We start from the raw sequence: 13,733 nt of genomic DNA on the forward strand, positions 1-13,733 counted from the left end.
CGTCCACAGCTTGCGTGGCATTGGAGGTTCATTTATTTTCATACTGCTATCTGGTGATTACACTTCTTCTGCACGGTCTGTTGCTGGTGGAGGCGTTACAGACATCGCCGATATTTGCTTACGCAAATCCGGTGTCATCTCAATGTCGAGCGCGCCCAATAAAGGCTGCAGCTGTTCCATGTTGCGGGCACCAATGATCGGAGCGGTAACTGCCGGATTGCCCATAACCCAGGCAATAGCCAGTGAAGCGGGATGTGCTCCGAACTCACCTGCGAATTTGATAAAACGATCAGCCACCTCATAGTTCATCTGATCGGCGTAACGGTCCTGTGTGCCCTTATGGTCGATAAATCGACCTTCCTGAGGCTTAACGCCTTGGTTATACTTGCCGGATAACAGACCTGCCGCAAGCGGACTGTAAGAAATAACGCCAATTTGCTCGGATGCTGCCAGAGGCAATATTTCGACTTCAGCTTGACGCTTTACCAGATTGTACATCGGCTGGATACATTCAAAGCGCGCCAAAGCTCTATGGTTTGAAATCCCCAAGGCTTTGGCAATTTGCCAAGCCGCCCAATTACTGACCGCGGGATACAAAATCTTGCCCTGCTTTTGCAAATCGTCCAGACCGCGCAGCGTTTCTTCCATATCTGTCGTGGCGTCAAAGTGATGGACAAAATACACATCCAGGCGATCTGTATTCAGACGCTTCAAGCTCTTCTCAACCGAAAGCATCATATGTCTGCGGGACATCCCCTTCGAATTGATCCCGTTCCCCATCGGCAGACAAAACTTCGATGTAATGACAACCTCGTCCCGACAATCGGCGATACATTTGCCCAAAATTTCCTCTGAACGTCCACCTGCATACACATCTGCGCAATCAAAAAAATTGATGCCTACCTCGCGGCAGCGATTAAACATAGCCAGGGATGTCGCTTCATCAGCAATCCCGCCAAATGACATCGCTCCAAAGCAAATATTGGATACCTGTATTCCTGTCTTACCCAGCGTACGATAATTCATTATGTTTCCTCCACGGATTCTTATTTGGATAGATCCTTTTATTTAAATAGTGATTTCTGCACATTAATGCGCTGCAGTTCTTTGATTTGTTCATAAAAGGTAGACAAAATCACGTAAGCTGAGGTTGCCCCCGGGTCCTGATGTCCCAAAGCGCGGTCGCCCAATTTGTTGGATCGCCCTGTTTTGGACAGCATGCTTTTCGTCAATTCCATCCCGAATTTGCCTGCCTGAACGGCTTCATGGAAGCAAGCTGCCAGATCCTTGTCCTCACGATACGCTTGCTGCAAGCTCTCGATAGCCGGTATCCACGTATCGAGCATTGTTTTGCTTCCTCGCTCGGCCTTCCCCCGTTCTTGAATCCCTTGTACCACCGCTGTCCAGAATGCGATCATATCGGCCTGACTGATAACCGATTGGCCTTGCAGCACAGCTCCCCCCCGGATAAAGCCCGTGGCATACAATGGACCTACCGAGGAGCCCACCGCATTAAGAAAGCTCATTGCAATGTCCTTGCACAACAACCCGCAATCTTCCTTTTCAAAAGCATTTACCGTATCAGCTATCGCCTGCCATCCCAGTGACATCGTTACACCGTGGTCGCCATCGCCTAATGCTCGATCCAGCTCGGACAAATATTCTTTTTCTTCTTCGATGCGAACTTGAGCAGCTAACAGTATGTTTTTGAATTGTTGAATCGATATGTTCATGGATTTCCCTCCTAAGAGTTTTGCGTAGCAAAACTGACTTCGTAAGCATAAACTTAGAGTTTTGCGTAGCAAAACTGACTTCGTAAGCATATGCTGAGCTTCCGTAGGCAGCTGGCTTCGTAAGCATAGACCTGGAAGTTAGGTGAATAAAGAGCGGAGCGGCCAAATGGTCCTGGAGAAGCGTCAGCGTTCGCCTTTGAAATCTTGAATAAACCGCTTGATCTCATCCATTTTCATGATTTCAACAGTTGAGAGTTTGCTAAAGCAAACTGGCTTCGTAAGCATTATCCCGGAGGGATATTTGGCCGCGCAGCGAGACTTATTCACCGAACTTCTGTAATTTTGCCTATTCGCTTGATTTACACCTGCACAAACATGGCGCAATCGGCTGGCTCGTCGATCAATTCGGCAAGCTCATCATCCAGCTTCATAATGGATACGGAGCAGCCACCCATTTCCAACGATGTCACATACTCACCAACGTAGGAACGGTGGATCCGAACGCCTCTTTCCTCCAGCAGCTTTGCAATACTTCTATATATAATGAATAACTGCATTTGTGGGGTAGAGCCCAAACCATTGACAAGCACCGCAGCACGTTCACCTGTACCCATCGGCATATCTTCCATAATGCGGTCAAACAAAATCCGTGCAACCTCATCAGCGGTTTGGAGCGGTCCCCGCATTACTCCAGGCTCACCGTGGATGCCCAAACCAATTTCCATTTCATCATCACCCAGCGTAAAGCTCGGCTCTCCGGTTTGTGGCAAGTAACAAGGCGATAATCCAACCCCCATGGTTCGAACGCTATCATTTGCATGGGAAGCTAGTCTGACCACCTCGTCCAGTGACAAACCTTTGTTAGCTGCTGCCCCGGCCGCTTTATAAACCAGGAAACAGCCGGCAATCCCACGGCGCTGCTCCGAGCTGGATGCTGAAGCTACATCATCCGTTACCCGGACCGTCTCCACACGAATGTCCTCAAAGCCTGCCAACTCAACCGCCATGTCAAAGTTCATACAGTCTCCTGCATAGTTTCCATACAAATAAACGACACCTGCGCCCCCGTGTATTTCCTTGGTAACCTCCAAAATAGGGGCGGGTGGTGGGGATGCGAACACATTGCCGACGGCAACACCATCAGCCAACCCTTTACCGATCAATCCCAAAGAAGCAGGCTCATGACCTGAGCCTCCACCGATCACGATACCCACTTTGCCGGGACGAGACGTATTGACGCTCACGATCGACCGCTTGTTTTGTGGCAGAATTCTCACATACTGAGGATAGGCCGCTGCATATCCTTCCATCATTTCATCAACTACCGAGTTAGGTGCATTGATTAGCTTTTTCATGGTTGAATGTTAGCCTCCCATTGATTTCTTGCAGAAAAGCCGGATTGTCAGCTTTCCTCATTCACGTACTCATTATAGGGTCACTTCCATACAGCATTAAACTGACAATTCATATGAATCGGGACTGAACAAGATTTGTCAATTGAATCGAGATGCGATAAGCGGATCGCAAAGGGTTGAGGCTGCACTTTTTACGGATATTTTCCTTACAGGACATTTTTTGTCCAATCTTGAGTAGCCGAGAAATCCGGTGAGTAAGCCTCGCTGTGCGTCCAAATATCCTTCCGATCGCTGAGAAATACTACTCCGTCCTTCCAGTAATCAAATTTCACAGGAAAGACTACAGCAAAAAAAGCCGTTCATAAATGAACGACTTTAAGTACATGACTAAGCTAACGATTCGAAATTCGATACTGCTTCGGCGACATGCCTACATAACGCTGAAAGGCCCGGTTCAAATTCCGTTCCGAATACCCGACCACCTCGGCAATTTCCATCACACTCAGATCGGTATCCTGCAGCGATTGCTTCGCCTTCTCCACCTTGTATTCAGTCAAATATTCAATAAACGCGACGCCAACCTCCTTTTTGAACATGCGGCTCAAATAGGAAGGACTCATCCCGATCATCTCGGCACTTTCGATCAGGGAATGATTGGCACCGGGATTTTCGCGGATATGCTTACATACTTTCTGAATGGCGATTTTGACACTTTTTTTACGAAATTCTTCAGTAAGCTGTTGATACAATGGAAAAATAATCTCAATGTACCATTCATAGATTTCACGTGCAGTTTGCCTTGCCTTGAGCTGATCAAACCAGTTGCCCTCCAACGAATCGATCACGCCCGGCCCCTGCTCCTCCAATGATTGAATAATCGAAGAAAGCAGCACATGATAGCACTGATAGATCGTATTGTAGGAGCCGGAATCGCGCAAGGTTTTGGCAAATTCGTTCAAGCCCTTCTCCGCATACACAAGCTCGCCTCTGGACAAAGCTTCGACAATGACCTTTTCCTGTTCACGAGGATAGAAAAATAACGATTGCTTCGCTGAAGGCTCCAGCTCGTCAAAAAATAAAATGGCCTGCGAATCACTGAAAATCCGGTTTTGCAAAGCTGCCTGAGCCTCATGATAGCCATCCGATAATCGCGTGATGTCCATATAAATACCGCCAACGCCATTGGATACCGAGAAGGATAAGTATTTGTTAAGAGCTTCCTTGATCTCCTCGGCAAACGTCCGTGTCAGCAGCAGAATCCGTTCTCTCGGTACGCTTTCATCAAAGTGCAGAATGGTGATGCTTTCCCGCTCATTGTGCTCGACAACATAGCCATTTAGCTGGGATTTGGTCAGCAGCTCCTTGATTACATTCATGACCGCAAACAGAACAATAGCTCCTTCATTGGGCAAAAAGCGCTTTTCTTTAAATAAATTTTCAACAATCGTGATCAATACAACAAACGAGCCCTTTGTCGGGATTTGAAAATCAGCACAGTCCCGCAGCAGCGATTCACCGCTTCCCGTGAAGCCCTTCAGAAACTTTCTCAACAGCTGGTCTCTAAGGTTAGGTCGTGTTTTTTGCATATACGTTTCCAACGCCAACGCTTGCTCGTTCAAATGACCCAGACACGATTTCAAGAACTCAATTTCATTGCCCTGCTGCTTGATCGACCGTCCACCCTGCAGGTTCTCTCCATATTTGATCAAATTCTCGATCGGATTATAAATCCTTCTGGAAGCAAAGAACGTCAGCAGCAGGCCAACAATGAGAAAAACCGCTACCGTAAATACAATCAGCCACCGAATCCAGCTGACCTGCTGCAGCAATTCGTGCTCGGGAAGCAGGGAAATATAAGTTCTGCCCAACAGCGATCTCTGAAAAACGGCTATATAGGAATCGCCATTTTGAGCTTTAATCAGATATTGCCCGGAGCTCGTTTCGTCTTCCAAAATATCCGTCAGTCCCACCGTATCGCCAGCCAGCTTGCCCCAAGTCAAATCATTGGTGGAATGTAAAATAATTTTGTTATTGGAGTCCAGTATAAGCAGGGATTGGTTTTTGGAATAGGTTGAATAACCCGTCAAATTATTTTTGAGCACCTCTTCCTTCACATGAACGAGCAGTGCACCCTGAGGCTGGCCTGAGGGAAGAATCGGCAGTCTGCGGAAATACGTAATGTATCCGTTTACAGCCGCATCGGGAAGATAAACCCAGCCTGCCGGAACATTCATATTCAGAGCGGCATCCAGATCGCTGCGGCTTTTGTAATTATCGTAGGTCACATAACCATAATTCTGTGCGAGCACAATCCCGGATAAAGCTTCATAAAAAACAATATCATCGATAAGATTATTGGAATTTTTGTGTATCAGGAACAGATCCTGAACCCCACTCTGCTGAAACCAATCGGTTTTAAAGCCCGGCTTGCCGATATTATCCTTCACAACCGAACTGATCGATATTTTCAGAGAATCGTGCTCGACACTCGTCATCAGATTCTCCATACGATCCTTCATCAGCACCAATGCAGCCTTGTTGTCTTCTTTAAATTGATCGCTCACTTTAACAATCGAAAAATGATAGTAAGCGCTACCAGCAATAATTATGGGAATAGATACTGTCAAGCAGCCAAACCAAATCAACCGTCTAAAATAATTCGTTCGCGGCAGCAGCGAGAAAAAAGTTCTTTGTATGAAATCCAGGCATCTTCTCATTGGTGCACTCCCCTGACCGATGGATGGTATTCCATGTAACTGAATTATAACAAAATTAGCTGAATATCGCCATAAAACAGCAATATTGCGGCCACCGGAAAGCCTTCGTTCCGGTGGCCACAATGGGCTCGATCACATATAATTGTATTATTTACCAGTAAATGTTTTGTAGGCATCGCTGAATTCTTTGAATGCCTTTTTCATTTCAGGTAAAGCTCTCAGCTTGGCTGTATAAGCTTTAAACTCATCCATGGAAATTTGGCCAACAATCGCTTTAGCCTCCATCGTTTTCCATTCGCTTTCATATTTGGGCCAAGTATTCAACCAGGTCGGAGAAATGATACCTCTGAAAGGGTCTACCAAGCCAAGCTCATCGAATTTTTCGACCTCTTTTATTTTCGCATCGTTAAATGCTTTTGAACCGGAAGCACTGATGACCTTGCCCCACTTGGAGTAAGCCAACACGCCTGCGCCTTTACTGGTTACGTTGACTTCCTTCACGCCCTGCTCCGTCAGCGTTTTCTGTCCATCTACCACTTTGTAGTGGACGCCTTCAATACCATAGTATGCAAAATCGGTCATCTCTTGGGACGCGGTTTGCTCCAAATATTTCAGCAATTGCTTCACTCTGGCTTCTGGTACTTTCTTGGAAATGTAGTATCCGCCGGATACACCTGTTTGCAGCTCCAGTGCATAATCGCCTTTAGGCCCTTTTAACATCAGATTCAAAATTTTGGCATCCGGCTGCGTCTTTCTGTTTTCCTTCTCCCACTCGTCATCCCACCAGATACTGTTCGTATAGGAAGCCGCTTTGCCCGTTCTGAACAATTCCTCGTTCTGGGTTCTCTTCATAACCGAAAATTCCTTCGGCAATCCGCCGTCGGTGTACATTTGACGGAAATAGGCAATCATATCATCCCACTGCGGCGTCAGTCTCGTTTCGATCATGCCGCCCTCTTCATTATACGTAGGATTCAATGCACCGAAACCAGCTGCAAACAAGTTTGTTCCGTCATCTACAACAACACCTTGGCCGATGATGCCAAGCGTATCCTTTTTGCCATTACCATCCAGATCGGCATCGGTAATTTTTTTCAATGCCGCTGCATACTCATCCAATGTGGTTGGAACTGGAATGTTCAGCTTATCCAGCCAGTCCTTACGGATTTTCAGGCCCAGATCGACACGGGAACGGGAGCGTGGCAGCGCATACACTTTTCCGTCAACGGACAAATATTTGAGTGCATCCTTTGCCAGATTGTTTTTCAGGTTCGGGTATTCTTTGAAATCCCCCAGGAAAGGACCCAAATCCCAGAAAGCGCCGTTCTTGGCTGCATTGATCAGTGACGGTCTGTTCGCATTCGGGGAGGACAGGATTTCCGGAAGATCGCCGGAGGCCAGTACCAAATCCATTTTCGTATCGATATCTCCGGACGGCACCCATTCCATTTCCAGCTTGGAATTTGTGCGTTTTTGCCACTCCGTCCAATAAGCATTATTCATATCAGGCGCATCGTTATACAAGCCTGCGAAAATTTTGACAGTTAGCGGCTTCTCTGCTTCAGCAGCTTTGGGCGCTGCCTTAGGATCTGCTGCAGGTGCAGCAGTCTTCGAGCCACTGCCGCCGTCCGAACAAGCCGCCAGCATCGAAATGGCTAATAAGCAGGACAAGCTCATGGACAATCTTTTCACGTGTAGTGGTTTCATTTGTTAAATCCCCCTCATCATTTGTGTTAACCTTTAACTGATCCTAACATAACTCCCTTGGCAAAGTGCTTCTGCAAAAACGGGTACACGAACAGGATTGGTGCCATTGCAAGCATAATGGAAGCCATCCGAATCGTTTCCTGAGGTACCGCACGGGAATCGCCTCCCGCACCAGCCTGACCTACACCATTGGAATCAGAATCGATTACCAATGTTTTAATCAGGACCTGCAGTGTCCACTTCTTGGAATCGGACAAGTAAATCAGCGCATTAAAATAAGTGTTCCAATAGGATACGGCGAAAAATAGCGTGAAGGCTGCAATCGCCGGCATGGATAAAGGAATAACGATTCTCAGGAATACGCCAATATCGGTGCATCCATCGATCCGTGCGGAGTCTTCCAATTCCGCAGGCAAAGATTCAAAGAAGCTCTTGATAACAATCAAGCTCCACGCGCTTGTTAAGCTCGGCCATATTAAGCTCCAAAGTGAGTTAATTAATCCTAATTCCTTAACCAGGATATAGCCGGGTACAATCCCCGCATTGAATACGAGTGTGAAGACAACCGCGCTCAGCATAAAATTCCGACCAGGCATTGCTTTTTTTGTAAGCGTATACGCGAGAGTGAACGAACAAACAATACTCAGCGCTGTACCGATAACGGTAATAAATATCGTGTTGCTCAGAGAGTTCAGAAAGCTGTTGGTCGACAACAAGTATTTGTAAGCAGCCAGCGACCATTGGTCCGGGAACAAATAAAATTTAAGCGGCACATACACATCAGGATCGGTGAAGGAAACACTGAATACGTAAATGAAAGGGAACACACAGACGAATGAAGTGATCGCCAGAAGCGTATAATTCACCCAATCAAAGGTGGTCATTTTCTTGCTTGCAACAAAGCTCATGAGACGTCTCCTTTCTAAAATAGTACGTGTTCAAAAAGTCTACTTTTCAGCACCGAGAAGGTTGCATGAAGGTGATAATAAGGAGCGGAGTTTAGGAAAATCCTAAATGAGCACCGCAGTTTGAACCTGAATGCAAGATTCGATGCCGAGTACGCTTCCTATATGACATCGTGATCAAAAGTGGGCTTTTTAAACAACCTCTAATATATACCGTCTTGGCCCATCTTTTTAACGGTATAATTGGATGCTAACACCAACACCAAACCAACCAAGCCCTTAAACATCCCAACCGTAACCCCTACACTGATCTGGCCTTTAAGGATACCATGTGTGTATGCATACGTATCAAAAACCTCAGCAACCGACATCACCAGTGGATTTAACATCAGCAGTACTTGCTCAAAGCCGACATCCGCCATATGACCCAGACGCAGAATCAACAAAATAATAATCGTCGGACGAATAGCCGGAAGCGTAATATGCCAGATTTGCCGAAACCGGCTGGCTCCGTCAACAACAGCTGCTTCATAACGCTGAGGATCAACGCCTGCCATCGCTGCCAGGAAAATAATCGTCCCCCATCCCGCTTCTTTCCACATATTTTGAAACGTGATAAGCCCCCAAAAGTAGTTAGGATTGGATAAAAACAAAATACGCTCATAACCTGCATCACTTAGGAGTTTGTTGATAATACCGATTTCCGAGGAGAAAATAAAGAACGTCATACTGACCACGACCACCCAGGATAAAAAATGGGGCAGATACACGATCGACTGGTTAATTTTTTTGAATACTTCACTTCTCACTTCATTGAGCATGAGGGATAGAAAGATGGGTAATGGAAACATCAGAATCAGACCGAATATATTGATGGCAAACGTGTTTCGTAACATGAGGTAAAAATTTTCGTCTGCGAACAATTCCTTGAAATGCTTGATACCGACCCATTCAGCGCCAGCGAAGCCTGTATAGGGGTTGTATTCAAAGAATGCCAGGAGCAAGCCCCACATCGGAACGAATTTAAATAATAGGAAATATAAAATGCCGGGCAGCGCGAGCAGGTACATGTATTTGTACTGTAAGATACTGATCCATAACCGGGAACGCGCAGCTACACTTTTTGCCATAAGTCCACCTCTATTTTGCTGTATTCACAAATTCCTTCAGTACCGAAGTGACTAGTTGATGATCTTGCTCCTGCGGAAGACCTGATACGGTAACGGAGCCTACAACGCCTACACCTTCAATTATGATGGGAAATGACCCGCCAACCGCCGCGTATTCATTGGGATCTACAAAGCCCCATTCCAGCATCGTAATTTGCTTCGATTTGAGTAGAACACTCATGTAGTAAGAGCTGCGGCCAAACTGGTTGACCACATTGCTTTTACGTTTCACCCATTGCGCATTATTCAAGGTCTTGCCTTCCATCGCACAGTGAAAGATCGACTGTCCATTCTTCGTAATATCGACCAGAATCGATTTATGCTCGGATGCAGCCTTCGCTACGATTCTACAGCCGATTTCAAAAGCCATTTGATTCGTAAATGTCTTAAATTGCAATTCCTGCTCTTCCTGTAAGAGCTGCTCCAATAATGCTGTGCAATCTTCCAATTTGAACACATCCCAATCTTTGAGTGGCTGACAAACTGCTGCACCGTCCTTTCGTCAGGGGCTGCAAAAAGACGGATGCACGTTTGTCCGAGATTAACTGTAAGGATTACAAATCCATGCCTTCCACAGTGACTGCATATCACCAAAATTTCCAGCCATACAGCACACTTGTTTGTTCGCGGAACTTCTAGAAGTCCGGTGAATAAGTCTCGCTGCACGGCCAAATATCCCTCCGGGGTAGTGCTTACGAAGCCAGTTTGCTTTCGCAAACTCTCAGCTGTTGAAATCGTGAAATTGGATGAGATTAAGCGGTTTATTCACGATTTCAAAGGCGAACGCTTACGCTTCTCCAGGATCATTTGGCCGCTGCGCTCGTTCTTCACCGGACTTTTAGGAATCGATTGTTGCGGCACCTTTGGACTGCTCAGGAGCATGCTCTCTTAACCAAACGCGCAGCGGCACATCGGCATCCGTTGGAGTGTAATAACCATTCGCGTTCACGCAATCACCCAGCAGCTGGCGTTGGATCGGCGTACATTGATCCCAAAGACTTTGTACCGTCATATCATCCTTGGTTTTGATCCAGCGGTAGCCGTAGCCATAGAACAACACTTTACGTGTAATATCCGACCAGTTCGTGCTGGCTGCATGCCATAGTCTGCGGTCGAAGAATACAGCCGTTCCCGGCTTCACGCATACCGGAATCGCACCTGGGATTTGACCGACTGTCGGAATATCGATATCATCCGTCAAGTGGCTGTTCGGTACGATGTAGAAGTTACCGCGATCCGGCTCGGAGATATCCGACAGGAAATAGGCTACTTTTAAAGAAAGTCGTGGACGCGGGTGAGATTCGATCTCCTGATTGACGCGACCGCTGTCTTGGTGCCACGGGAACGGTTTATCATAATTTTTGGGCTGTCCTGTTGGCGGCGTCACAATCATATGACAATGATATAAGTAAATGTTCCAGCCGAGTATGCCCCATACCTTTGGAAGAACCTTTTCATAATCGACCAGCTTCAAAAACTCAGGATGGTCCGGAATAAAGTTCGGGTGGAACAACGCTTTCGTTGGATCATGACCGTTGCTCACATTTTCTTCATATATTCCATCGACGATCTCCGTCAACTTGGCAACGTGTTCTTCCGAAAGGACGTTCTCCACAATCAAATAACCTGTTTCATCAAAAGTCTTACGCTCTTCCTCCGTCAGTCCGTACTGCAAGCATGATTTGTCCATGAATCGTTAGCCTCCATAATTTGGTTTATGATGCTGCCCCTCAGGCTCAACCCTTTTATCTGTTATTAACCGGTGCTGCTGGGCTGATTTGATTATAGGGTCATCTCGTTACAGCATAAAACTGACAATTCATATGAATCCGGGCAGGACAATATTTGTCTAAGCCACTTTTGCTATATAAACGCTGGTAGAATGGGGATAGTGCAGGCATTTAGGCCAGAGTTATATGGCGAATAACAATTATTGTCTAGCTAATGACGGATATTGTGTAGAGTGTTCGAAGTCTTTTTCTATACTTGAAAGGCTAATTGGAATGCCCATAAACGCAAAAAAAGCCCACGCCCTATGACAGGACGAGGACTATCTCTATACAATATTGCTTATCCAATTATGACAACTACATACTTGCCACATCTCATAGCCTTATTAAGCTAATTCACCTAACAATATACGTGCACTTGTAGCTGATCGAGACAACACGTTGATATTCAGTTTCGCAGAGAGCGGATTGCCTGATCCATATCCAGTAACATCAAAATTTATGCTTATTGTAGGGTTAGTGGAGGCTAATGAGTCCAAAGCTATAGAACTGTAGCTCGGATTTGAGGTTTCAAAATTAATATAAACTCTGGTGGGTGGATCTGCCGCATGAGCAACATTCAACCCCTCTGACACAAAAGGTAGAATTAATTGTGAAGCTAGCAATAACAAGCCGGTTATCCCATAAAACTTTCTTCACTTCATCAGGTAAAATCACCTCTGTACGATAAGTTTTGATAATGTGATGTAATCATTTTGCAATCACAACAATATCATTACCAAGTCTCATTTGCAGGGGTGCTGATTTACCATAGTAATCGAACTGTGCTTGTTTTATTTCTTTCTTAACCGAATAACCAACCCAACCAGTGTAATTTGATTTCTTGCCAGTATCAACCCCTGCAACCTTGCCAGTTGGGTTTATACTGTCGTTGAAATTCACATCACCATGTGCCACTATAGTATCAGGTTTTACGAAGTCCCTGTAATCGTATACCCCGGAATCAGTCCCATCAACAGACATTTCTATCTCAAGAGCAATAACATCATAATTACTTAAATCTACTCTTGGGTTCTTATAGTAACCATCAAATAAATACCCATACGGTTGATCGTAGCCTTTGGCGTAGTCCAAGTAAACAACCTTGTTTAGTTTTATGGCCACCCCATTCCCCCACTTGCCAGTAACCGGCAAAGCAATCGGTTTGATGTTCCAGTGACGTTCGATATTAGTACCGATGGATTTGATATCTAGCATATCCAAAGAAGCTTCGTCAGCAACCAATGCCTTACCAGCTCTTTTCGCTAGAATACGCTCAATAACAGTGATAGCCTGCGCTCTAGTAGTAACCCCCATCTCATCAAGCTCTCCACCACCAACGCCATTTAAAAGACCCGTTTTCACAGCAAACTCCAATGTACCGTCAGACTCTTTATCAACAGCCTTAGATGCAACCATGGCCATTTCAGCTCGGATCATAGGATAACCCATATCGTCCTCATAGAAATGCTGCGACAGGATGCCTTCTTCCTTCATTGCCCTAACATAAGCTAAATACCACAACGAACCTTGCTCAGGATCGACTTTTTGCCCCAACGCTGCAGAAACCAACTTAATAAACTCAGCTCTTGTTACTTCCTTATCTGGCTTGAAAGTGCCATCCTCATATCCATCCACATAACCTTTCGCAACTCCGTCTTTTACAGGAACATTTGCCCAGTGGTCTTTCATATCCATGAACTTGATTTCATTTTTTTCTGAGGCGCCATAAGAAATTCCAGAATTCAACAATACCAATGCCGATGCAATAATCAATGACTTTAATTTAATTTTATTCATTTTTAGTAGCCTCCTATAATGTGTAGCCCTTACATTCCTTCGTCCTACTCAGGAAATTTCTTGTTCAACAGCCCACGATACGGGCTCGCTGTCTTTCAATTGTACCCGCTATCGAATCGATATATTGGCTTCCCAAACTGCTGTGTACTCACCTGATTCGCAAGCTTCGGGTTTTTCTTCATTTGTGCTAACAATTGATCCTCCGAAGGTGCCATTAGCCAATTCCATGCTCCAACTGCAACCCCAGATTGTCGGATCACTATAGTCCACCATCATCGAAATCCATTCCTACAGCCATTTCCAACGTCTTGGACTTCGGGGAGGTTATGCGGCTTGTAGCTCCATCAGAGCGTTATACCTCGTCTGTAAGGCGTTCACAATCGTGTCCAGTTGTGTCTTGGAGTCCCCTTTGCTAGGTTTCCGCCAGATTGGAATCGGAACGTGCTATCGATAAATAAATTTTACCTTGATTGTAGAACTACTCTATGTTTCCTTTCGTATCTTGAGCTTGTTTAATTAAAGGCTTCCGATCCACCGTTAGCTTGGTTATTTTTACCAGTCCTCCGGTATTCAACTCA

Annotated in this window: 11 protein-coding genes; all 11 read right to left on the minus strand. The window is 45.6% G+C overall.

All coding sequences use genetic code 11. The features are described from left to right. Window positions 1-57: 57 nt before the first annotated feature. Entirely contained in the window at window positions 58-1,026 is a 969-nt protein-coding gene (locus LRL21_RS23995) for an aldo/keto reductase (protein ID WP_240418326.1), read from the minus strand. 38 nt (window positions 1,027-1,064) lie between these two features. Then, window positions 1,065-1,733, minus strand: a complete 669-nt coding sequence (gene dhaL, locus LRL21_RS24000; protein WP_240418327.1) for a dihydroxyacetone kinase subunit DhaL — start codon at window positions 1,731-1,733, stop codon at window positions 1,065-1,067. 359 nt (window positions 1,734-2,092) lie between these two features. Further along, window positions 2,093-3,088: a dihydroxyacetone kinase subunit DhaK gene (locus LRL21_RS24005; RefSeq protein WP_240418328.1), complete on the minus strand. Its 996-nt coding sequence runs from the start codon at window positions 3,086-3,088 to the stop codon at window positions 2,093-2,095. A gap of 392 nt (window positions 3,089-3,480) precedes the next feature. Further along, window positions 3,481-5,805, minus strand: a complete 2,325-nt coding sequence (locus LRL21_RS24010; protein WP_240418329.1) for a helix-turn-helix domain-containing protein — start codon at window positions 5,803-5,805, stop codon at window positions 3,481-3,483. Between the two features lie 147 nt (window positions 5,806-5,952). Next, on the minus strand, window positions 5,953-7,512 hold the full coding sequence (locus LRL21_RS24015) for a type 2 periplasmic-binding domain-containing protein (RefSeq protein WP_240418330.1): 1,560 nt from the start codon (window positions 7,510-7,512) through the stop codon (window positions 5,953-5,955). A gap of 26 nt (window positions 7,513-7,538) precedes the next feature. Further along, window positions 7,539-8,420 (minus strand): carbohydrate ABC transporter permease, encoded by an 882-nt coding sequence (locus tag LRL21_RS24020; RefSeq protein WP_240418331.1) that lies wholly within the window; start codon window positions 8,418-8,420, stop codon window positions 7,539-7,541. Between the two features lie 200 nt (window positions 8,421-8,620). Beyond that, window positions 8,621-9,547, minus strand: a complete 927-nt coding sequence (locus tag LRL21_RS24025; RefSeq protein ID WP_240418332.1) for an ABC transporter permease — start codon at window positions 9,545-9,547, stop codon at window positions 8,621-8,623. A 10-nt stretch (window positions 9,548-9,557) separates the two neighbouring features. Next, window positions 9,558-10,043, minus strand: a complete 486-nt coding sequence (locus LRL21_RS24030; protein ID WP_240418333.1) for a heme-degrading domain-containing protein — start codon at window positions 10,041-10,043, stop codon at window positions 9,558-9,560. A gap of 381 nt (window positions 10,044-10,424) precedes the next feature. Beyond that, on the minus strand, window positions 10,425-11,276 hold the full coding sequence (locus LRL21_RS24035; protein WP_240418334.1) for a phytanoyl-CoA dioxygenase family protein: 852 nt from the start codon (window positions 11,274-11,276) through the stop codon (window positions 10,425-10,427). A 790-nt stretch (window positions 11,277-12,066) separates the two neighbouring features. Further along, on the minus strand, window positions 12,067-13,155 hold the full coding sequence (locus LRL21_RS24040; protein WP_240418335.1) for an S-layer homology domain-containing protein: 1,089 nt from the start codon (window positions 13,153-13,155) through the stop codon (window positions 12,067-12,069). Between the two features lie 95 nt (window positions 13,156-13,250). Next, window positions 13,251-13,415, minus strand: a complete 165-nt coding sequence (locus LRL21_RS24045) for a hypothetical protein (RefSeq protein WP_240418336.1) — start codon at window positions 13,413-13,415, stop codon at window positions 13,251-13,253. Window positions 13,416-13,733: the final 318 nt, after the last annotated feature.

The organism is Paenibacillus periandrae, assembly GCF_022458865.1.
Taxonomy (GTDB): domain Bacteria; phylum Bacillota; class Bacilli; order Paenibacillales; family NBRC-103111; genus Paenibacillus_S; species Paenibacillus_S periandrae.

Coding starts and splice junctions, on each gene's coding strand:
- LRL21_RS23995 (WP_240418326.1), bottom strand. CDS start 1,026: ATGAATTATCGTACGCTGGGTAAGACAGGAATACAGGTATCCAATATT.
- dhaL (WP_240418327.1), bottom strand. CDS start 1,733: ATGAACATATCGATTCAACAATTCAAAAACATACTGTTAGCTGCTCAA.
- LRL21_RS24005 (WP_240418328.1), bottom strand. CDS start 3,088: ATGAAAAAGCTAATCAATGCACCTAACTCGGTAGTTGATGAAATGATG.
- LRL21_RS24010 (WP_240418329.1), bottom strand. CDS start 5,805: ATGAGAAGATGCCTGGATTTCATACAAAGAACTTTTTTCTCGCTGCTG.
- LRL21_RS24015 (WP_240418330.1), bottom strand. CDS start 7,512: ATGAAACCACTACACGTGAAAAGATTGTCCATGAGCTTGTCCTGCTTA.
- LRL21_RS24020 (WP_240418331.1), bottom strand. CDS start 8,420: ATGAGCTTTGTTGCAAGCAAGAAAATGACCACCTTTGATTGGGTGAAT.
- LRL21_RS24025 (WP_240418332.1), bottom strand. CDS start 9,547: ATGGCAAAAAGTGTAGCTGCGCGTTCCCGGTTATGGATCAGTATCTTA.
- LRL21_RS24035 (WP_240418334.1), bottom strand. CDS start 11,276: ATGGACAAATCATGCTTGCAGTACGGACTGACGGAGGAAGAGCGTAAG.
- LRL21_RS24040 (WP_240418335.1), bottom strand. CDS start 13,155: ATGAATAAAATTAAATTAAAGTCATTGATTATTGCATCGGCATTGGTA.